General features: G+C 65.6%; 15 protein-coding genes and 1 pseudogene. 10 read left to right on the forward strand and 6 right to left on the reverse strand.

The window, feature by feature from the left end; translation table 11 throughout:
• Positions 1-151: 151 nt before the first annotated feature.
• Positions 152-1,501, forward strand: a complete 1,350-nt coding sequence (locus ACWV8V_RS14835; RefSeq protein ID WP_121039654.1) for a dicarboxylate/amino acid:cation symporter — start codon at positions 152-154, stop codon at positions 1,499-1,501.
• Positions 1,502-1,756: 255 nt separating this feature from the next.
• Positions 1,757-4,048, forward strand: coding sequence for an NADP-dependent malic enzyme (locus tag ACWV8V_RS14840; protein ID WP_259259179.1), 2,292 nt, complete (start codon positions 1,757-1,759; stop codon positions 4,046-4,048).
• Between the two features lie 438 nt (positions 4,049-4,486).
• Here the strand turns inward: ACWV8V_RS14840 and ACWV8V_RS14845 are convergent, their stop codons facing one another.
• Complete coding sequence (locus tag ACWV8V_RS14845) at positions 4,487-5,185, reverse strand: basic secretory protein-like protein (protein ID WP_455900084.1); 699 nt, start codon at positions 5,183-5,185, stop codon at positions 4,487-4,489.
• Positions 5,182-8,532 carry a GH92 family glycosyl hydrolase gene (locus tag ACWV8V_RS14850; RefSeq protein ID WP_455900085.1) on the reverse strand — a complete coding sequence of 1,117 codons (3,351 nt, stop codon included), beginning with the start codon at positions 8,530-8,532 and terminating at the stop codon, positions 5,182-5,184. Before ACWV8V_RS14850 ends, ACWV8V_RS14845 begins: the two co-directional genes overlap by 4 nt.
• A 387-nt stretch (positions 8,533-8,919) precedes the next feature.
• Here ACWV8V_RS14850 and ACWV8V_RS14855 point away from each other — a divergent pair, with 387 nt between their 5' ends.
• From ACWV8V_RS14855 to ACWV8V_RS14865, 3 genes are read left to right on the forward strand one after another with little or no spacing between them, the layout of a single operon-like run.
• Positions 8,920-9,117, forward strand: coding sequence for a zinc-finger domain-containing protein (locus ACWV8V_RS14855; protein WP_019183790.1), 198 nt, complete (start codon positions 8,920-8,922; stop codon positions 9,115-9,117).
• 15 nt (positions 9,118-9,132) lie between these two features.
• Entirely contained in the window at positions 9,133-10,245 is a 1,113-nt protein-coding gene (locus tag ACWV8V_RS14860; protein ID WP_455900086.1) for a glycosyltransferase, read from the forward strand.
• Positions 10,226-11,548: an O-antigen ligase family protein gene (locus ACWV8V_RS14865; protein WP_455900131.1), complete on the forward strand. Its 1,323-nt coding sequence runs from the start codon at positions 10,226-10,228 to the stop codon at positions 11,546-11,548. Before ACWV8V_RS14860 ends, ACWV8V_RS14865 begins: the two co-directional genes overlap by 20 nt.
• Before the next feature lie 19 nt (positions 11,549-11,567).
• Here the strand turns inward: ACWV8V_RS14865 and ACWV8V_RS14870 are convergent, their stop codons facing one another.
• Complete coding sequence (locus tag ACWV8V_RS14870) at positions 11,568-12,488, reverse strand: LpxL/LpxP family Kdo(2)-lipid IV(A) lauroyl/palmitoleoyl acyltransferase (RefSeq protein WP_455900087.1); 921 nt, start codon at positions 12,486-12,488, stop codon at positions 11,568-11,570.
• Between the two features lie 95 nt (positions 12,489-12,583).
• Between ACWV8V_RS14870 and waaA the strand changes: the two genes are divergently transcribed.
• On the forward strand, positions 12,584-13,882 hold the full coding sequence (gene waaA, locus ACWV8V_RS14875) for a lipid IV(A) 3-deoxy-D-manno-octulosonic acid transferase (RefSeq protein WP_455900088.1): 1,299 nt from the start codon (positions 12,584-12,586) through the stop codon (positions 13,880-13,882).
• 48 nt (positions 13,883-13,930) lie between these two features.
• Here the strand turns inward: waaA and mgtE are convergent, their stop codons facing one another.
• Positions 13,931-15,313 (reverse strand): magnesium transporter, encoded by a 1,383-nt coding sequence (gene mgtE / locus ACWV8V_RS14880; RefSeq protein ID WP_455900089.1) that lies wholly within the window; start codon positions 15,311-15,313, stop codon positions 13,931-13,933.
• Between the two features lie 156 nt (positions 15,314-15,469).
• Positions 15,470-16,138: a hypothetical protein gene (locus ACWV8V_RS14885; protein ID WP_455900090.1), complete on the reverse strand. Its 669-nt coding sequence runs from the start codon at positions 16,136-16,138 to the stop codon at positions 15,470-15,472.
• Positions 16,139-16,941: 803 nt separating this feature from the next.
• Between ACWV8V_RS14885 and ACWV8V_RS14890 the strand changes: the two genes are divergently transcribed.
• The 4 genes and pseudogenes from ACWV8V_RS14890 to ACWV8V_RS14905 form a co-directional block, all read left to right on the forward strand.
• On the forward strand, positions 16,942-17,397 hold the full coding sequence (locus ACWV8V_RS14890) for a hypothetical protein (protein WP_259259188.1): 456 nt from the start codon (positions 16,942-16,944) through the stop codon (positions 17,395-17,397).
• A 346-nt stretch (positions 17,398-17,743) separates the two neighbouring features.
• On the forward strand, positions 17,744-18,268 hold the full coding sequence (locus ACWV8V_RS14895) for a hypothetical protein (protein WP_455900091.1): 525 nt from the start codon (positions 17,744-17,746) through the stop codon (positions 18,266-18,268).
• A 122-nt stretch (positions 18,269-18,390) separates the two neighbouring features.
• Entirely contained in the window at positions 18,391-18,780 is a 390-nt protein-coding gene (locus ACWV8V_RS14900; protein WP_455900092.1) for a hypothetical protein, read from the forward strand.
• Positions 18,781-18,983: 203 nt separating this feature from the next.
• Positions 18,984-19,269 (forward strand): annotated as a pseudogene (locus ACWV8V_RS14905) (transposase); the annotation flags it as partial.
• 63 nt (positions 19,270-19,332) lie between these two features.
• Here ACWV8V_RS14905 and ACWV8V_RS14910 read toward each other — a convergent pair.
• Positions 19,333-20,694 carry a TolC family outer membrane protein gene (locus tag ACWV8V_RS14910; protein ID WP_455900093.1) on the reverse strand — a complete coding sequence of 454 codons (1,362 nt, stop codon included), beginning with the start codon at positions 20,692-20,694 and terminating at the stop codon, positions 19,333-19,335.
• Positions 20,695-20,708: the final 14 nt, after the last annotated feature.

The following is a 20,708-nucleotide window of genomic DNA, read 5'->3' on the forward strand; positions in this document are numbered from 1 at the left end:
CGGTGCCGGGCCAGTGTAGGCAGTGCGGTCAGCTGAACCGGGGGGCTAGTACCAATAGGTTATCTGCGTTGGCCGGATGCGGGCGTAAAAAGGCCACGCCAGATGCCGCCCAGCGCGGCCGGCATCCTTCGTGACACTGCCGGAGCTTCCCATGCACGTTCCCACCACCGCCCCGCTGGCAGCCAAGCCGCTGCCGTTCTACCGCCAACTGTATTTCCAGGTGGTGGTGGCGATCGTTCTCGGTGCCATCCTCGGCCATTACGAGCCGGCCTTCGCCGAATCGCTCAAGCCGCTGGGCGATGCCTTCATCAAGCTGGTGAAGATGATCATCGCCCCGGTGATCTTCCTGACCATCGTCACCGGTATCGCGGGCATGACCCACCTGCGCACCGTGGGCCGGGTCTTCGCCAAATCGATGGCCTACTTCCTGTTCTTCTCCACGCTGGCCCTGATCGTGGGCATGGTGGTGGCGCACGTGGTGCAGCCGGGCGCGGGGATGAACATCAACCCGGCCGATCTGGACCAGACCGCGGTCAACGGCTATGTGCAGAAGTCGCATGAGCTGACCCTGGTCGGCTTCGCGCTGGACATCATCCCGGCCACCCTGGTCAGCGCCTTCGTCGAAGGCAACATCCTGCAGGTGCTGTTCGTGGCGGTGCTGTTCGGCATCGCGCTGGCCCTGACCGGCGCCAAGGGTCGCCCGGTGCTGACCTTCCTGGAGGCGCTGACCGCCCCGGTGTTCCGCCTGGTCCACATCCTGATGAAGGCGGCCCCGATCGGCGCGTTCGGTGCGATCGCCTTCACCATCGGCAAGTACGGGGTCGGCTCTCTGGTCAACCTGGCCTGGCTGGTCGGCTCGTTCTACCTGACCGCCTTCCTGTTCGTGGCGGTGATCCTGGGTGTGGTGTGCCGCCTGTGCGGGTTCTCGGTATTCAAGCTGGCCCGTTACCTCAAGGCCGAACTGCTGCTGGTGCTGGGCACCTCCTCCTCCGAATCGGCGCTGCCCTCGCTGATGGAAAAGATGGAAAAGGCTGGCTGCAGCAAGTCCGTGGTGGGCCTGGTGGTCCCGACCGGGTACTCGTTCAACCTGGACGGCACCAACATCTACATGACCCTGGCGGCGCTGTTCATCGCCCAGGCGACCAACACCGAACTGACCCTGGGCCACCAGATCGCCCTGCTGCTGGTGGCGATGCTCAGCTCCAAGGGCGCCGCCGGCGTCACCGGTGCCGGCTTCATCACCCTGGCCGCGACCCTGGCGGTGGTGCCGGAAGTGCCGGTGGCCGGCATGGCGCTGATCCTGGGCGTGGACCGCTTCATGAGCGAATGCCGCTCGCTGACCAACTTCATCGGCAATGCCGTGGCCACCGTGGTGGTCTCGCGCTGGGAAAACGCACTGGATCGCGACCGCCTGGCGATGGTGCTGGACGGCCGCGAAGCCGAGCTGCCGCCGCTGGTCGTCGCCGACCTGCCGGACACGCTGCCGGCCCCGGCGCACTGAGCCCGCTGACCTGATGGTGTGGTGCGTGGTCGTGTCGTTCCTGCCGGGGCGGCACGGCCATGTTTTGTTCTGAAGGCCCGGTGCGCGCTGTCATCTGTGCGCGGCAGGCTGGTCCGCATACGCCGGCGAACGGCTTGTGCGCTGCGTTGGATTATGTGCGGTTGCAACATCGCCGCGACAGCGTAGCGACAGGTCCGTCCACGCCAACGGGGGTATGATCCCCTGTTCCTCTCGCCCATTCATCTGCAGAAAGCGATGTCCAACGAAGATTTCAAACAGGCTGCCCTCGATTACCACCGCATGTCGCCGCCGGGCAAGATCCGCGTCGCAGCGACCAAGCCGATGCTGACCCAGCGTGATCTGTCGTTGGCGTATTCGCCGGGCGTGGCACACGCCTGCGAAGCGATCATGGCCGACCCGCAGCAGGCCAGTGAACTGACCGCCCGCGGCAACCTCGTCGCGGTGATCTCCAACGGCACCGCCGTGCTGGGCCTGGGCAACATCGGCCCGCTGGCCGGCAAGCCGGTCATGGAAGGCAAGGGCGTGCTGTTCCAGAAGTTCGCCGGCATCGATGTGTTCGACATCGAGATCGATGAAAACGACCCGGACAAGCTGGTCGACATCATCGCTTCGCTGGAACCGACCTTCGGTGGCATCAACCTGGAAGACATCAAGGCGCCGGAGTGTTTCATCGTGGAGCGCAAACTGCGCGAGCGGATGAACATCCCGGTGTTCCATGACGACCAGCACGGCACTGCGATCATCGTCGGCGCGGCCGTGCTCAACGCCATGCTCGTCACCGGCAAGAAGATCGAAGACGTGAAGCTGGCCACCACCGGCATGGGCGCGGCGGGTATCTCCTGCGTCAACATGCTGGTCTCGCTGGGCCTGAAGAAAGAGAACATCCTGGCGTTCGACCGCGACGGCGTGATCCACACCGGTCGTACCGACCTGGACCCGGAAAAGGCGCGCTACGCGCGTGATACCGACAAGCGCACGCTGGCCGAGATCGTCGATGGCGCGGACATCTTCCTGGGCCTGTCGGCGCCGGGCATCCTGACTGCGGACATGGTCAAGACCATGGCCAAGGATCCGGTGATTTTCGCCCTCGCCAACCCGACCCCGGAAATCATGCCGGAAGTGGCCCGTTCGGTCCGCCCGGACGCGCTGATCGGTACCGGTCGTTCGGACTACCCGAACCAGATCAACAACGTGCTGTGCTTCCCGTACCTGTTCCGCGGTGCGCTGGACGTCGGCGCGACGGCGATCAACGAAGAAATGAAGATCGCCTGCGTGCACGCGATCGCCGCGATGGCACGCCGCGAGGCCAGCGACCTGGGCTCGGCCTATGGCGACGAGACCCCGAGCTTCGGCCGTGACTACCTGATCCCGCGTCCGTTCGATCGCCGCCTGCTGGTGGAGCTGTCGGCCGCCGTGGCGCAGGCCGCGATGGATTCCGGCGTAGCTACCCGTCCGGTCGCCGATATGGGCGCCTACCGCGAGAAGCTGGCCCAGTTCGTCTACCGCACCAGCCTGATGATGAAGCCGGTCTACGACCGCGCGCGGTCGGACAAGCAGCGTGTGGTGTACGCCGAAGGCGAGGAAGAAGTGGTGCTGCGCGCGGTGCAGAACGTGGTCGATGAAGGCCTGGCGCAGCCGATCCTGATCGGCCGCCCGGACGTGATCGAGGCCCGCGTCGAGCGCCTGGGCCTGCGCATGAAGGCCGGTGTCGATTTCGACATCACCAACATCAACGACGATCCGCGCTTCAACGAGTACTGGCAGTACTACCACAACCTCACCGGCCGTCGTGGTGTGACCGTGGCCGCCGCCAAGAACCTGATGCGCTCGCGGCCGACGCTGATCGCCGCGGTGATGGTGGCGCGTGGCGAAGCCGACGCGATGCTGACCGGCGTGGTCGGCCGCTTCCACAAGAAACTCGGCTACGTGCGCAGCGTGCTGCCGCTGGAAGCCAAGGTGACCTCCACCTCGGCGATGACCGGCGTGATCAACCAGCAGGGCGTGTTCTTCTTCGTGGATACCCACGTGCAGGAAGACCCGACCGCCGAGCAGATCACCGAAGCGACGCTGCAGGCGGCGTACCGCATGAAGCTGTTCGGCATCGAGCCGAAGGTGGCGCTGCTGTCGCACTCCAACTTCGGCAGCCACGATTCCAAGGACGCGCTGAAGATGCGGGCGGTCCGCGAGATGCTGCTCAAGCGCAACCCGCGCTTGAACGTGGATGGCGAAATGCAGGGGGATACCGCATGGGATGAAGCCCTGCGCCAGAAGCTGCTGCCCAACAGCACGCTGAAGGGCCGTGCCAACCTGTTCGTGTTGCCCAACCTGGAAGCGGCCAACATCGCCTACAACCTGGTGCGCGTGTTCACCGACGGCGTGGCGATCGGCCCGATCCTGATGGGCGTGGCCAAGCCGGTGCACATCCTGACCACCAGCGCGACCTCGCGCCGCGTGCTCAACATGACCGCCATCGCGGCCGTGGATGCGCAGATCCGCAAGCAACTGGAGGCGGAGAAGAACGCGTAAGGCGTTCTTCCCTGCTCTGAGTTGCCAGAACGCGCCCTTCGGGGCGCGTTCTCGTTTCGGGCAGCGAACCGGTAGCTGCCGACCGTTGGTCGGCAGGCCCTGTTTGCCTTCGGCCTGAGTCGTTGTGGCGCGTGCATCTGCCACACGCGCGCCGCACGGCGGTCACCGCCCTGCAACGTCCCAAGCGCCCAATACCCCCACGCGGCCCGGCCGTGGTGGCGCTCCGGTGGGGGCGTCGCCACCCTGGGCCCGACCAGATCCTCCACGATCAGCCACGGGAACGGTGTCATGCGCCATCAACGGACGAAGCGGTATTTCCAGCAGTTGTTCGCGCTGTACGCCGGGTTGGTTGGCGCGCGCTGAAGACGGCACCGATGGCACCGGTAGTGACGGCCGCTGGCCGGCTGCTGGCAGACGCCGACCGGCCACCGGCAGTAATCAGCGTGTCCGCACGTACTGCGCCCATAGCGCCGGCAACGTCACGCCGCTGAGTGTTTCCCACAACGCCGGCGTATAGCGGCCCTCGCGCAGCGCACCATCAAGCGCCTTCACCAGCCCGGGATGCTGCGCCTCGCTCCACGCCAGGAACGCACCGGTGACCCGGTAGCCGGTATCGACGTTCTGCTCCGGTTTGACCTGTGTCGGCAGTGCCCAGCCCGCCCCGGCGTTGTCCTTGCCATAGCGGTCGCGGGCGTAATCGGCGATGCCTTCCACCAGCCAGCCCGGCACGCGTTCGTTGGCGTATTCGGGGTAGCCCTGCACGATGTGCATCGCCTCATGCGTGACCAGATCGATGTCGCCCGGGTGCTTGGCCAGCCAGGCCGGATTGATCGTGATCGTCGCCGCCTGCGCCTTCTCGCCGACGAAGGCGATCCCGTCGTACGCCGGGTCGATGACGATGCCGACCTGCGTCGGTGCGGCCGGATGAAAATCGGCGCGCTCGCGCAGATAGGCACCGAAGAAGGTTTCGATGATCCGCTCCCGGACCGGCGCGGCCAGCGCATCGCTGGCGTCGCGGTAGTGCAGGGTCACGCCCTCGCGGGTTTGTGTGGTCTCGAACGCGTGCGCATCGGCGAGCCCGGCGATGATGAGCAGGGCGGTCAGCAGGCACCGGGTGATCGGCAGGGCAGTCCTCATCGCGCCGCCGCCGGGGCAAGCAGCTCGACTTCCGCAAGTTGCAGGCGACCCGGTGCGCCGATGCGCAGCCGGTATTCGGCGTAGCGTCCCGGCTGGGCGATGCGGAACGGGCGGGTCTGCATGGCCCAGGCGAAGGCCTCGCCACGGCGCTGGTCGACCTGCACCCAGCGCCCACCGGTGGTGCGCGCCTCCAGCGTCCACTCGCCACCGCGGATCGGGCCGTTGCCGCTGGTCAGCGTGTACATCGACGGCATGCCCGCTGCGACGTTGCTGAAGGTGATCGTGCTCGAGCTACCCAGCGGCAGTGCCGTGGCAGCATCATCATCGATCAGCGCAGCCGCCGCGCGGCCATCGCCGAGCTGGGCGGTCGCGCCGCTGCCGAGAAGATCATGCAGCAGGGCCGGCTGCTGGCCGCGCGCAGTGAGCGAGCGCGGCGCATCGTCCGGGCCGCTGCCCCAGCGCGAGGGTTCCGGGCCCATGACGAAGTCCAGCGTGGCGCCCTTGGCGAGCAGGTCGTGGGGCAGCCACGTCTTGGTCCACGGCGTGCCGTTGACCTTCAGCGACTGCACGTAGATGTTGCGGTCCGAATTTTCAGGCGCGTTGACGGTCAGCACCGCACCGCCCTGCAGTTCCACGCGGGCATGGCGGAACAGCGGCGAGCCGATCACGTACTCCGGTGCGCCCATGCGCAGCGGGTAGATGCCCAGCGAGGCGAACAGGTACCACGCCGAGGTCTCGCCGTTGTCCTCATCGCCCGGGTAGCCCTGGCCGATCTCGCTGCCCAGGTACAGGCGCGAGAGGATCTCGCGGACATGCTGCTGGGTTTTCCACGGCTGCCCGGCATACAGGTACATCCACGGGATGTGGTGCGCCGGCTGGTTACTGTGCGCGTACATGCCCATGCGCACATCGCGCGCTTCGGTCATCTCATGGATGGTGCCGCCGTAAGACCCGGCAAACGCGGCATCGGCGGTTTCCGGCGTGGCGAAGAAGGTGTCCAGCTTGGCCGCCAGCTGTTCACGGCCGCCGTACAGCGCCGCCAGCCCTTCGCCGTCGTGCGCGGCGGTGAAGGCGAACGTCCAGCCGTTGGATTCGGTGTAGTCATGGCCCCACACGCGCGGGTCGTAGTCGTTCGCATCCAGGCGCCAGCTGCCATCCGGCTTGCGGCCCTGGAAGAAGCCTGCGGCGGGATCGAACAGCGTGGCATAGGTACCGGCGCGGTGACGGAAGTAGTCGGCCTCGGTCGCATAGCGTTCGCGCGTGGCCGGCGTATCGGCCTGCTTGGCCAGTACCTCGGCCATGTTGGCCGCACCGAAATCGTTGAGTGCGCCTTCCATCGTCCACGACATGCCTTCGTGCACATCGGCGGTGGCATAGCCACGGAAGGTGGAACGGTCCATGCCCTTGCGCCCGACATGGCGGTCCGGGGGCACCACGGTCGCATTCTTCAGTGCGGCAGCGTAGGCCTCCTGCGGGTCGAAGCCGCCGATGCCCTTCAGCCACGCATCGGCGAAGGCCACGTCCGAACTGGTGCCCACCATCAGGTCGGCGTAGCCGGGCGAGGACCAGCGGGCGACCCAGCCGCCGGCGCGGTACTGCTCGATGAAGCCCTGCACCAGCGCGCCCGCATCGTCCTTGGTGAACAGCGCGTAGGCCGGCCAGGTGGTGCGGAAGGTGTCCCAGAAGCCGTTGTTGACGTACACCTTGCCGTCGCGCACCGGCGCGAAGCTGCGCGTGGCGCTGCCGTCGGTGTTCTCATCCGAGGCGCTGGCCTGGCTGGCATAGCGCCAGTCCGGTGCCGCCGCGGTGCCGGCGTTTTCATGGCCGGAATTGGGATAGAGGTAGAGGCGGTACAGGTTGGAGTACAGCGTCGTCTTCTGGTCATCGCTGGCATCGCCCACGTCGAAGCGGGCCAGGCGCTGATCCCACGCCTCCTGCGCGCGCGCGGCCACGCGATCCACATCGTCGTTGTCAGCCACTTCCAGTGCGAGGTTGTGGCGCGCCTGCTCGACCGAGATCAGCGACGTGGCGATGCGCATGGAGACGCGGCGGTCGGTACCTGTATCGAACTTGATGTAGCCGGTCGGGCGGCCGGTCTTCACCGTGCCGCTGCTGCGCCACGGGCGGTCGAAGCTGGCCACCACATACATGCGGGTGGCGCCGGTGGACAGGCCACTGCGCGTATCGGTATAGCCGGAGAGTGTCTGGGTGGCCGCATCCAGCGTCAGCCCGCCGCGTGCGTCGACGTTGTCGAACAGCAGGTTGGCATCACCGCCTTCGGGGAACGCGAAGCGGAAGACGGCGGCGTGGTCGGTCGGTGCGATCGAGGCGGCGATGCCGTTGTCGAAGCGCACGTCATAGCGGTACGGGCGGGCCTGCTCGTTGTCGCGCGAGAAGCTCAGCGCACGCTTGCTGCGGTCGGCCTCGGGCACGCCACGGGTCGCCGACGGCATCACCTGGAAGGTCTGGCGGTCGCCCATCCACGGGCTGGGCTGGTGGCTCAGCGCCAGCGCCTGCAGGCGGGGCCGGTTGGCCGCATCGTTCTGTTCGTTCCAGCGATACAGCCAGGTCAGTGAGCCGGCGTCGGTCACCGGTGTCCAGAAATTGAAGCCGTGCGGCACGGCGGTCGCCGGGAAATTGTTGCCGCGCGAGAAGGTGCCATTGGCCTGCGTGCCGCGGGTGGTCAGCACCCAGTCCGAGGGGCGCTGCGGCGTGCTGCGCGGTTGCGCGTCCAGGCGGACATCGTCGATCCAGCCGGCCACCGGCGCGCCATCGGCGCTGGCCACCTCCAACTCCAGCGCGACCACGCGACGGCCGCGCAGCGCCGGGGTATCGCCCAGGCGAACGGCTTTGCGCGCCCACTGCTGCGGGTACAGCGTCTTCGAGTCGCCCTGCGCACGCGCGCCCAGCGCCACGCCGTGGTGATCGCGCGCGGCGCTGGCCGAGACGCGGGTGCCGTCGTCGAGCACCAGATCGAGCGAGACGTAGGTCGAGGCGACGGTGTCCTTGCCGACGATCTCGGGCAGCACCAGCCAGGACAGGGTGGTATCGGCTTCGATGGCCAGGTCGGTCGTGAACAGCGGGCGGCGCGCCTTGCCACCGGCGCAGGCGTAATGCAGCGCATGCAGGCCGCTGTAGCCGACGCCGGGCTTGGCCGCATAGGGCGCCGCCGGCCCGGTGCCGATCCGCACCTGCAGCGCGTCGTCGCCCGTGGCCGGGGCCGGCTGACCCGGCTCGAACGAGGTCTGCAGGCCCTGCGCGGCAGACGGCAGGGCGATCGAGGCGCAGGCCAGGGCCAGGGCGAGCGGAAGGGCGCGGCGGGCAGGGCGCAGGTTGGACAGGGTCATGCAAGGGTCTCCCGGGAAGGGCAGGCGGCAGGCAGGACCCGCATCGATGGCCACGGCGGACGGCGTCGCCCCCAGCCATCGGCAGACGGCAGGAAAAAGGCGATGCATGTCCGGTGGGGGTCGGGCAGGCGATCGGGTCGATGATCGGTACCGGTCGATCCTGCATCACGGGAACGGGCGCTGACAAGTGCAATTAGTTCGATCTAAATCCCGCAAATTCGTTTCATCGGCCATTGTTGACAATGCATTTGGATCGATTTAAAAACACCGGTGGTCGGTTGGACGAGAGCCAGCCGTCCCAACCCGGGCCGCTTCGCTCCAGCGGCCGTCCGCAGCCGCCAGATGCTAGAATCGGCGGTCTCGCAACCCCCTTTGTGTGTCCACGCCATGAGCCATACCGCCACCGCGCCCGCCAATGCCGAGAAGCGTTACACCGTGCACCGCAGCGATCTGCCGCTGAGCTGCCCGACGCCGGAAATGGCGCTGTGGAACTCGCACCCGCGCGTGTACCTGCCGATCGAAGACGAGCCCAACTGCGAGGCTGCGTGCCCGTACTGCGGCGCCGTGTTCGTGCTCGCCGACTGATCCGCGGACCACACTGTGCGCCGACTGACCGTGGTGCAGCTGCTGCCGGCGCTGCACTCCGGCGGGGTCGAACGCTCCACCCTTGAGATTGCCTCCGCCCTGGTGGCCGCCGGCCACCGGGCCATCGTCGTGTCCGCCGGTGGGCGCCTGGTCGAGCCGTTGCTTGCCAGTGGTGCCGAACACCTGACGCTGGATATCGGCCGCAAGTCGCTGCTGACGCTGCGCCATGTGCTGACCCTGCGCAATCTCTTCAACGAAGTGGGCGCGGACATCGTGCACGCGCGTTCACGGCTGCCGGCCTGGCTGGGCCTGTACGCCGTGCGCAACCTGCCGGCGGCGACCCGTCCGCACTGGGTCACCACCGTGCACGGGCTCAACTCGCCGGGCCGCTACAGCGCGGTGATGACCAGCGGCGAGCGCGTGATCTGCGTCTCCAACAGCGTGCGTGAGTTCGTGCGTACTCACTATCCCAGCGTGCCGGCCGAGCGCCTGCAGGTGATACCCCGCGGTGTCGATGTCGCGCAATTTCCACGCGTCGGCCGGCAGGATCGCCGTGCGCGCCTGGCCGTGGGCGAGCAGCATCCCGCGCTGGCCGGCGATGCGCCGCTGCTGTTGCTGCCTGGCCGTGGCACCCGCCTGAAAGGGCATCGCCATGCGTTGAGCCTGCTGGCCGGGCTGCACGCCGCCGGTGTGCCGGCCACGCTGTGGATGCCAGGCACGCGCGAGCCCGGTCGCGAATCCTATGTCGCCGAACTGGAGGCGCAGGCGCGCAGCCTTGGCGTCTTCGATGCGGTGCTGATGACCGCGCCGACCTCGCGCATCGCGCAGGCCTATGCGGCCAGCGATCTGGTGCTGCAGCTCTCGGACAAGGCCGAAGCGTTTGGCCGCACTGTGGTCGAAGCGTTGTCGGTGGGCCGGCCGGTGCTCGGTTGGAACCATGGTGGCGTCGGCGAGTTGTTGACTCAGCTGCAACCCTCCGGCGCGGTACCCTTGGGCGACGCCGATGCACTGCTGGCGCGCGCGCAGCAGTTGTTGCTGCAGCCGCCCTCACTGCCGACGCGCATCCCGTTTACCTTGCAGGCCATGCAGCGTGACACGCTCCAGCTCTATACCTCCCTCATCGGTTGAGCCCACCGTCCTTCCCGGTTCGCCGGGCTCCCGCGCGGGCCGCTGGGCCCCGTGGTGGGTGATTGCGTTCGTCGCGTTGTGGCCGCTGCCCGGCATCGCCGAGGGCGTGCTGGTGCTTGGCGCGCTGTACGCGGCGGTGCGCATGGTCCAGCTGCGGCTGCAGGGCAATCAGCGCCTGCTCAGCAGCCCGGCCTGGGCGCTGACCAGCATCCTGTTTCTTGGTTATTGGTTGCCGCAGGCGTTCTCCGCGTTTGATGCGATCGATCCCGGCACGGCATGGCGCAAAGCCGCTGCCGGCCTGCGCTATCTGCCTTTCATGTGGCTGGTGGCGATTGCCGTAGCCACCCCGCAGCGGCGCGCGCTGACGCTGGGCGGGCTGGCGGTGATCACCGGGCTGTGGACGGTGGATGCGCTGGCACAGGCGATCGTCGGCAGCAGCCCGCTGTTCTGGTCGATGGATCAGCTCAAGTGGGCGGTCAGTGGCCATGGGTTGTGTTCACCGCAGGAGATGGCGGCGGCGGATCGCCTCAGCGGCGTGCTCGGCCCGTGCAACCTCAAATTCGGCCAGGTGCTGGCCAGCCTCTCGCCGTTCCTGTTGTTCGCCGCCTCTCGGCGTGCGGGCATCCTCGGCTGGTCACTGGTGGCCGCCGCGGTGGGGGTCGTGCTGGTCTTGGCGGGCTCGCGCGCGGCGTGGCTGACCTATGCCCTGGTGCTGGTGTTCTCCGGCTGGCGGTTGATCGGCGTGCGCGGGTTGCTGGCCTGCGTCGCCGTCGGTGCGGTCGCGGCAGTCGTGCTCACCGTGAGCGTGCCCCAGGTGGGGGACCGGGTCGCGCGTACCGCGATGGCGTGGGAAGGCGAGAACGACGGCGTCAATCAGGCCTTGTCCGGCCGCGCCCAGATCTGGGCTGCGGCGGCGTGCATGATCGAACAACATCCGATCAATGGTGTCGGCGCACGTGGCTTCCGCGATGCCTACCCGGGCTGCAATCCGGCCCCCGCCACGCAGGACGTGTGGGGTGCTGGACCGGCGCTGCACGCGCACCAGATCCTGCTTGAGATCCTGTCCGAAACCGGCATTCTCGGCCTGCTGCTGTGGCTGGCCGCCGTGGCTCAAGCTTGGCGCGCATGGCGGTTCGCGGCGCCGGACGCGCGTGAGCGCGCACGCCCGGCGATGCTCGCGCTGGCGGTGACGGTGTTCCCGCTCAACACCCATCTGGCGTTCTATTCCACCTTCTGGGGTGGCCTGACCCTGTTGCTGGCTGCGTTGTATGCGGGCAGTTTGTTGGCGAAAGACGACCGGTAACCGCGGAAAACGTCCGGCGTTACCGGTAGTAATCGCTCCGGCCACCGGGCTGACGCTTGAACCGGCGGTGGATCCACAGGTACTGGTCCGGGGCCTCGCGCACCATGGCTTCGATGGCCTGATTGACCCGGGCGGTATCGGCCTCGACATCTTCGCTGGGGAAATTCTCCAGCGGTGCGCCGATCTTCAGGAAGTATTTGCCACCTTCGCGACGGTGGAAAAACGGGATCACCGCGCAGCCGGTCATCCGTGCCAACTGGTGCGTGGCGGTGATGGTCGAGGCGGTGTGGCCGAAGAACGGCACGAACACCGTGTCCTTGCCGCGCATGTCCTGGTCCGGTGCATACCAGAGGAAGCCGCCCTTCTTCAGATGCCGCACCGTAGCGCGGATGTCCTCGTTGGCGTACATCGCCTTGGCGTAGCGCAGGCGGCCGAACTTCACCGCCCACTCGTATACCGGGTTGCGGTGCTTTCGGTACATGCCGGACAGCTCGACGTGATCGCACAGCAAGCGGCCGCACATCTCCAGCGTCATGAAGTGGCCGGAGACCAGCAGCACGCCACGGCCTTCGGCCTGCATGCGGTGCAGGTGCTCCAGCCCTTCGATCTGTACCTGCGGGCGGATGCTGTCGATGCTGCCCCACCAGGCACGGGCGAATTCGAAAATGCCCACGCCCAGCGCGTCGAAGCTGTCGCGCAGCAGGCGCTGGCGCCAGGCGTCGTCCTTCTCGGGGAAGCACAGCTTCAGGTTGACCTCGGCGGCACGCCGGCGGCTGCTGGCCAGCCGGTAGGCGACCGTGCCGACACCGCGGCCCAGCGCACGCTGCAGCATCCACGGCAGGCGGGCGATCGCGAAGGCGACCAGCATGAAAGCGAAGGTCGGCCAGTGGCGCGGATTGCGCAGGGACGGCCGGGTGGCGGTGGAAGCGTTATCGGACATGCCTCGATTCTAATGGATGCGCCCGGATGCGTCCCGGCGCGGCCATCACGGCGGCGCGGCGTGTCTTCCCCGCGCCGCTCCCGTATCCTTTGTCCATGCGTAAAAGCCCTGTCGAATGGATCCTGCGCGGCCTGTACTCGGCCGTGCTCTACCTGCTGTTGCCGATCACCGTGTACCACCTGGTCTGGCGGGGCTTCCGGGTGCGCGAGTACTTCCAGCGCTGGGATGAGCGGTATGCCTCCTATCCGCACTCCAGCGGCCAGCCGCGGGTCTGGCTGCACGCGGTCTCGGTGGGCGAGGTCAACGCCGCAGCGCCCCTGGTGAATGCTCTGCGCGCGCTGCGCCCGGACATCCGCTGGGTGATCACCACCATCACCCCCACCGGCTCCGAGCGCGTCCGCTCGCTATGGGGCGATGCCGTCGATCATGTCTATCTGCCGTACGACGTGCCGGGCAGCGTCGGCCGCTTCCTGGGCCACTTCAAGCCCAGCCTGGCGTTGATCCTGGAAACCGAGCTGTGGCCGAACCTGCTGTTCGGCTGCCGCGACCGCAAGATCCCCGTCTACATCCTCAATGCCCGCCTGTCGGCGCGCTCACTGCGCGGTTACCGGCTGCTCCGTGCCCTGATCGGACGTGCATTGCGCACGGTCACCTGCGTGGCCGCGCAGTCGGCCGACGACGCCGAGCGGTTCATCCAGCTCGGTGCCCGCCCTGAACAGGTGCAGCCGCTGGGCAACCTGAAATTCGACATCGCCACGCCGAACGTGCAGGACTTCATCGCACGCTTCCATGATCTGGTGCCGGCCACGCGTCCGGTCTGGATCGCCGCCAGTACGCACGAGGGCGAAGAGCAGGCCACCATCGATCTGCACCGCCGCCTGCGCGAAGTAGTGCCGGGCCTGCTGCTGTTGTGGGCGCCGCGGCATCCCGAGCGCTTCCCGCGGGTGGAAGCGCTCGCCCGCGAGCAGGGCTGGAAGGTGGCCACGCGCCGCCAGCAGCAGTGGCCGCAGGCGGATACGGATGTGTTCGTGATCGATACCCTGGGCGAGCTGATGTCGTTCTACGGCTGTGCGCAGGTGGCCTTCGTCGGTGGCAGCCTGCAGGCGATCGGCGGCCACAATCTGCTGGAGCCCGCGGCCATGGGCACGGCGGCGGTCACCGGGCCGCACCTGCACAACTTCGCCGAGATTTCCCGGCGCATGCGCGAAGCCGGCGCGGTGGTGATCGCCGAGGATGCCAACGGGGTCGGCGATGCGCTGCTGACCCTGCTGCGGGACCCACAGGCGCGTGAAGACATGGCGCGTGCTGGCTGCGAGCTGGTCAGCAACGGCCGCGGTGCGTTGAAGCGCACCGTGGCCCTGATCGCCCCGCAGTTGCCGCCGCCGGTGGCGTGATCGCGCCCGGCCTGGCCGCCCTGCATGGCGACCAGGCCGGCCGATCCATCAGCCTGCGGCGATCAGCAGATCCCCCAGGAAGGCATACGCAAACCCGAAGTAGATGAACACGCCGATGAGGTCCATCACCGAGGTGATCATCGGTGCCGACAGCGTGGCCGGATCTGCCCCGATGCGGCGTGCGGCGAAGGGCAGCAGTGCGCCGATGATGCCGCCCAACGCGGTGCACACCAGCATGCTCGAGCCCACCACCAGCAGCACGTCCATGCCCACGCCTTTGCTGAAGTAAGCCAGGATCGCTTCGAGTACGGCAATGGTGATGCCCAGTCCCGCCGCGACCGGCAGTTCGCGCTGGATCACGAACCCCACATCGCGCCAGCTCAGTTTCAGCTCGCCCAGCGCCATGCTACGGATCACCAGCGTGGCCGACTGGCTGCCGGTATTGCCGCCCATGTCCACGATCGGGGCGATGAATGCGGCCAGCACGATCACCTGCGACAGCAGCTCCTCCTGCGCGGCGACAAACGTACTGGTAACGATGCCGAAGCAGGTCAGGATCGCCAGCCAGAAAACACGCACCCGGAACATCTGCTTCAGCGGCGTGCTGCGCACATCAAGATCGTTCCCGTTCCCGCTGACCGTGCCGCCAAAGCGCGCCAGCTGCGAGGCATCCTGTTCCTTCTCGATGTCCATCGCGTCGTCCACGGTGACGATGCCGATCATGCGGTCGCCGCCATTGGTCACCGGCAGCGCGAGCAGATCGTAACGACGGATCAGTTCGGCGGCCTGCAGCCTGGGCCAGTGCGCCTTCGCTGACACCGGCTGCTCATGCATGATCGAGGCGACCGTACGGTTCTCGTTGGCCAGCACCAGATCACGCAGGGCCACCGTGCCGCGCAGACGCAGCGTATGGTCGAGCACGAACAGGATGTTCACCGTCTCGCTGTGCAGCGCCGTGGCGCGGATATGTGCCAGCGCCTGCGCCACGGTCATCTCCGGTGACACCCAGACATAATCGGACGTCGTCGCCGAACCGACCGTGCCTTCGGGATAGGACGCCATCTTGAGGATGTCGTCGCGCTCGACCTTGGTCAGTGCGGGCAGCAGCTTCTGCTTGGCATCTTCGCCGAGCCGGTTGTACAGGTCGGCGCGATCATCCGAGGGCATGTGCTCGAACAGCTGCACCACCGCCTCACGCGGCATCGCCGCCAGCAGCTGATCCTGGCGTATCTCGGTGAAGTGTGCGAACAGCTCGGCGCGCGCCTGCGGCTCGAGCATCATCAGCAAGGGGAGTGTCTTGTCCACGCTCAGTGCATCGAGTGCATCGACCAGATCGGAGGGATGCGTGGTCGCGGCGATGCTGACGAAGCCGGCCGCGTCGAGCGAGAGCGAGAGGGTGCGGATCGAGAACAGGAGGTCTTCGCGGTTCATGGTGGTTCTCCAGCAAAATACAGCGCAGTGCGCTGAGGTACACAAGGCCGAGGCGCGGGAAGGGCTCGCGCGGGGCAGGTATCGGTGGGTGCATGGGCCGTGTGCTGACGTGCACGCGGTCCGGTTGATCGGTGCCGTCAGGCGGCACGCAGGGCGTTACGGTGCAGAGGCCAGGTTGAAGCCGAGCGTGATCCAGTGACCGTCGCGCTGGTGGTGGACACGACCGGCGAGCAGATCCACGCTGGCGCCGCGCCAGAGTTCGTGGCGCACACCGAACTGACTGCTGCGCTGGCGTGTGGCGTCACGCGCGGTTTCGGCCAGCAGCGACCAGTGCGGCGCGGTGACGATTTCCAGGCCGATGCCATCGGTACGGCCGCGTGCGCCGGCGGTGCGGGCCCAGCCCAGGTTGAGGTGCAGCAGTGTGCGATCGCTGGCGCCAAGGGCGATGGTCAGGGGCGCGTTGATGCCCCAGTCATCGCCGCGCAGGTGGTGCCAGTCGCTGCCCACCCCGGCACTCAGCGCCAGGCCCCAACGGCGCTGGTCGATGTCGCGCAGCACGCGCTTGGCACCCAGCGCCCATTGCGTGGACGAAGCAGCATGTTGATGGCTCACGCCGAGCGACCACTCGGTATCGGCGAAGGTGCAGGCCGGCACGGCGGTCCACTCCGCCCCGGCATCGGTGTGGCGGGCCCAGCTTTCCAGCTGGCAGCGGCCAGCATCGGTGATCGAGGCGTCATCCACCATCAGGCTGGCGGCGGCGCGGGTGTCGAACGGAAGCATCGCCACGGCCACGAGGGGCAGGACGAAAACACGGGAAACGTGCATGGGCAATCTCCAGGCAAACGGAAACGCCAGCGGCACCCTTCTTGGGGTCGGTGGAACGGCGATACGGATGATGCGAGGCGGGCGAGCGTGTCAGCTGCGCCGGTGGGCCCCGTCCTGTGCGGACGGAACCGACCTTGGGGTCAGTGTGTCCGTCGGCTCAGGAGCAGCAACGAGATCGACTATGACTGTCCAAGGAGGGGGCCTCTGGAGGGAAAGGGAAGGTGGTGCGGGGCGGACCATAGTCACCCGGCAAGGTCAGGTCAACAGGTTTCTGCCGTTTGACTGCGTTCTGTGTGCCTGGTCGCGGTTGAGAGTGCTTACTGGTGGGGAGTTTTTAGTGGTGGTCGGTTAGGAAGAGCGGCGTTGCAACGTGCGGCAGACTGTCGCGACCGGCCCTATGGCGAACCAATCAATCAAGCGGCCGCAATAGAAAAAACAAAGCTGAACAAACTTGAAGTGGATGTATTGGAGGTGCTTTACTCCGCAAGGCGGTGGTGTGCCTGTTCGGCTTCGTCCCCGAAACAAACCAGCCTTCTGCGAATCTTGCAGCGCCGGCGTGTGCGGATGAGTCGCATGGGAAATGGATGTCCAACTTCGGGGAACATGATGAAGCATGCTGCTATCGGCGCTTTGCTGATGCTGATGCTGTCTGCTGTCCACGCGCGGGACACCGCGAAGGAGCCGTGGGAAGAGGCCGAACGTCAAAGAGATGCATCTGAATACTGCCTCAAATAGCCAGCAGTATCCGAGCAAGCCGGAAGTGAGGCCGGCGCGCCCAGAAGAAATTCCTGGAGGTTGATGACATGGTTGAGGACTACAGCATGGTTGAGGATATGCCGGACTTTGCTCAGTGGGTCGATGCCAATGCCGGTGCATTTGACTTCTCTGACTACATTCATGCTCAGGTTGTGCAAGGGAGGATGACAACCGATGTGCTAGGTGCATTGGTTGGATGGCTATGGCCTCAGCTTCTAGAAGTGGGAGGGTTGATCGTACTTGCGTCAAGGAAGGACAAGCTGCCGCTCCTGAAATCGCAGGGTTTGTCGGATGGAGAGGTCGAGTACTGGTGCAACTTCACGAATCTTGATGGCATGTTGCCAGGGGTTCCGGTTTCTTTCACTGGTCACCTGGCGCATATAGTCCATGACATGTGGAGCGCGAAACTACAGAGTGAGTTTCCGTCCAAGCAATTTAGGGTAAGTGTTATTGAGCCTAGAGATAAGAATGAGTTGAGCGTAACGTTTCAGCAGAAGCGGTAGCGCGCAGTCAGTTTGCTGAGGCTGCGCCAGGCGAGAAGGTTGCCTCCGCAATTGATAATATCAAGACTGGAAAATCTGCAGCGCCCGGAATCGCGGGTCAGCGTGGAGAGTTGATAGGGGGTGCTGGAGAGGCTGATTCAGACTGGCAGAGATTAAACGATGTGCCAGGCGCCGAATCCAAGGGGAGTAACAACGTAAGGCTTCCGGATGGTAGTAATGCGAATCGGCATAGCAGTACGCGGCCTTATAGCGATGGTCCTGCAAGAGGTACGGATACCATTAAGCATTATCCAGCGGGTAGTAGCACCCCGGAAACAACGATTCGATACACAAAGGACTAGATATGATGTCTGATAGTTCGGCCAAGCTGAGGCTGCTCGCGGTTCTGTCGGATGCGCAACCGCCGGACAATCCCATTGTTATTAATGGCTGGGCGGGGATTGCATTTGACCGAAATCGATACGCGGATCTTGCCCCGACAGACGTTTGGGATGCCTGGTTGGATGTGCATATACAAAATTCCTGCCCATCTGACGCCATAGGGATTGCGTCCCTAGAGGACCTGGCTGTCGGCAAAGAAGAATGCAGGGTCGAGCCCAATCTTGACTCGCTGCGTCGATATTGGATGGAAGGTGAGCGATTTCTACGCGATCATTACGTCTTCTCGCTCTCGTTCAACTGGGTTGTTCGCCTTGATCAAGACGTGACACTTTTTGCAGCAGAGCGAGATTTCATGCGAGAAGTGATCGACCGTCTTCATGGTTTGAACAGTGTCATGGAGCGAATGACGGAGGATTTTGATCCTGGAGAAAATGATCTGGTTGGGTTGCGGAGATTTCTGTCCGACATCACAGAAGAGCTGCGTCATTGACATTCCGGCAAGTGTGTTGCTGCATCCAGTGGCATGAGTCCCGTCGAGTGTCGTACCGCTCTGAATCGTTACCGGGAGGCGGTATGAAATGGACTGATAAAGTCGCGCTTTAGCAGTGGTGCTTGGACGTCATTGCTTGCTTCGCCGAAGGTGGTATGCCTGAGTCTGTTTGCAATCTATTTCGAAAGGCGGTCCTCAGGTTCTCCGGCACGAAGAAACTAGTTGATATTGCCTTTGAGCTTGCGGATCTCATGGATGGCCTGAGTGGAGAGGAACGCCGTCAGGCTCAATCGATGTTGTACAACAGCCATGGATTCGGATTTGAGGAGTTCCTGGCGGCGAGGAAGGGTAAACGCTTGGGTGTTATCAAGTGCGGGAAGCTCCGCAACGAAAGCGAGTACCGTCTCGCGTTGAACTTTACGTCGGACGTGGACAACGACTTAGGCGTAGCTGCGGAGGTCGCAGCGCTCATCGCCACCTATGAAATGGCCGCAGTAAAGACGGGCGGTTGAGAGTCTGATTATCGAATTGGAGTGTGGTTGCTAGCTCAAGTAACCGCGGGCGAGCGAAGCGTTGCCAAATTCGCGACTGAGGAAAGGGCAGTAGTCGGAGTGAAGAGCGGCGATGCGAGGTCAAGCCTTGGCCGAAAGGCCGTGCAAGATGATGCTGAGCCTGGGCTCGTGTCACTGCTTGATCGACAGTGACGATGGGCTGACGGGGAGCCTGGGATCGCGTCATCCCGTTCTTCGTGTTCCTTTCGGGAATCCGCAAGGTCATCTACACAACCAACGCCATCGAAAGCGTCAACGCGCAGTTGCGCAAGGTAATCAAGACCGAGGGGGCACTTCCCGACTAATGAGGCGGCCACCAAGCTGATCTGGCTGGGTTTACATAACATCACGGCCAACTCGGGCGGTACCACCCACGAATGGAAAGAGGCGGTGAGCCAGTTTGCAGTCATTTATTGGGATAGCAGATCTCCAGCGATCCCTTGTTCATGAAAAGCACCCATAAAAAAACCACCCGCATGCGGGTGGTTTTTCTGTCTCGCCCTGCGCCGTCGATCAGTTGACGGTGGTGCTCGGCGTGGCGGCCTTCTGGGTCAGCAGGCGGTTGATGTCCTGCAGTTCGGCGATATCCAGCGTGCCGACCGCCTGGCCCAGCTGCAGGCGGTTCTGCAGGAAGGTGTAGCGGGCGTTGGCGTAGTCCAGCTGTGCGGAGAACAGGATGCGCTGGTTCTGGATCACGTCCAGCACGGTACGCGTGCCGACTTCCAGGCCGACCTGTGAAGCGTCATAGGCGCTCTGTGCCGACACGACGGCGAGGCGACGCGCTTCCACTTCGCTGATGCCGGCCACCAGGGTCTGGTAGGCATTGCGCGTGTTGCGGTCCAGGGCGCGCTTCTGCTGCTCGTAGCCGTCCTGGGCGATGTCGCGCTGGGCCAGCGCCTGGCGCACGCCGGACTGGGTAGCGCCGCCGGAGAAGATCGGCACGTTCAAGGTCAGGCCGACGCTGTTGGTGCGGCGGTCCGGGCTGAAGCTGCCGCTGTCGCCGACCACATCACCCCAGCTGGCCGACTTGCCGGCGGTGGCGCCGAGCGACAGGGTCGGGTAGTGCGCGCCGCGGGCGGCCGAGACGCCGGATTCGGCGGCGTTGACCTTCAGTTCCTGTGCTTTCAGCGCCGGGTTCTGTGCAACGGCTTCGGCCACCAGGGTATCGATGGTGGCGTACTTGGCCGGCAGTTCCGGACGGAAATCGGCCGGCAGGGCGCGCAGGTCGTTGACCGGCTGGCCGGTGAGCTCGGTCAGCGCCTGGTAGGCGTCGGCCAGCGTGTTCTGCGCGATGATCGTGTTGGCACGGGCCTGGTCGTACTGGGCGCGGGCTTCGTGCACGTCGGTGATCGGGGCCAGGCCCACTTCCAGGCGCTTGTCGGCGAAGTCGAACTGCTTCTTGGCAGCGGCTTCGTTGGTCTGCGCGGCCGACAGCGATTCAATGCCCACCAGCACGTTGAAGTACGCCGCCGAGGTGCGCACGATCAGGTCGTCGTTGGCCGAATCCAGGGTGAAGTCGGCCGCCTTGCTCAGCTCGCGCTGCGAACGCAGGTTGGCGAACTGGGTGAAGTTGAAGACCGTCTGGCTGCCGTTGATCGTGTAGTTCCGGCTCTTGGTGGTGAACGAGCTGGAGGTCAGATCATGGTTCGGGTTGGTGCGGCTGCGGTTGAGCGAGGCCTCGCCGTTGAGCTGCGGCAGCAATGCGGCGCGCGCCTGCACGGCGCCTTCCTTGTCATACAGGCGGGTCGACTCGGCAGCCGAGAGCTGCGGATCGCCATTGCGCGCCATTTCGTAGACCTGCAGCAGGTCGGCAGCAGAGGCGGTCATCGGCAGCAGGGCGGCGGCCAGCGCAAGGGCGAGGGATCGGCGGATCATTGCGGCTTCCTTGG

The sequence above is a fragment of the Stenotrophomonas sp. Ker107b genome (assembly GCF_053847245.1).

What these genes read in the sequence shown, in the direction of transcription:
- ACWV8V_RS14835 (WP_121039654.1), top strand. Translation starts at nt 152, where the DNA reads ATGCACGTTCCCACCACCGCCCCGCTGGCAGCCAAGCCGCTGCCGTTC.
- ACWV8V_RS14840 (WP_259259179.1), top strand. Translation starts at nt 1,757, where the DNA reads ATGTCCAACGAAGATTTCAAACAGGCTGCCCTCGATTACCACCGCATG.
- ACWV8V_RS14845 (WP_455900084.1), bottom strand. Translation starts at nt 5,185, where the DNA reads ATGAGGACTGCCCTGCCGATCACCCGGTGCCTGCTGACCGCCCTGCTC.
- ACWV8V_RS14850 (WP_455900085.1), bottom strand. Translation starts at nt 8,532, where the DNA reads ATGACCCTGTCCAACCTGCGCCCTGCCCGCCGCGCCCTTCCGCTCGCC.
- ACWV8V_RS14855 (WP_019183790.1), top strand. Translation starts at nt 8,920, where the DNA reads ATGAGCCATACCGCCACCGCGCCCGCCAATGCCGAGAAGCGTTACACC.
- ACWV8V_RS14870 (WP_455900087.1), bottom strand. Translation starts at nt 12,488, where the DNA reads ATGTCCGATAACGCTTCCACCGCCACCCGGCCGTCCCTGCGCAATCCG.
- waaA (WP_455900088.1), top strand. Translation starts at nt 12,584, where the DNA reads ATGCGTAAAAGCCCTGTCGAATGGATCCTGCGCGGCCTGTACTCGGCC.
- mgtE (WP_455900089.1), bottom strand. Translation starts at nt 15,313, where the DNA reads ATGAACCGCGAAGACCTCCTGTTCTCGATCCGCACCCTCTCGCTCTCG.
- ACWV8V_RS14885 (WP_455900090.1), bottom strand. Translation starts at nt 16,138, where the DNA reads ATGCACGTTTCCCGTGTTTTCGTCCTGCCCCTCGTGGCCGTGGCGATG.
- ACWV8V_RS14890 (WP_259259188.1), top strand. Translation starts at nt 16,942, where the DNA reads ATGGTTGAGGACTACAGCATGGTTGAGGATATGCCGGACTTTGCTCAG.
- ACWV8V_RS14895 (WP_455900091.1), top strand. Translation starts at nt 17,744, where the DNA reads ATGTCTGATAGTTCGGCCAAGCTGAGGCTGCTCGCGGTTCTGTCGGAT.
- ACWV8V_RS14910 (WP_455900093.1), bottom strand. Translation starts at nt 20,694, where the DNA reads ATGATCCGCCGATCCCTCGCCCTTGCGCTGGCCGCCGCCCTGCTGCCG.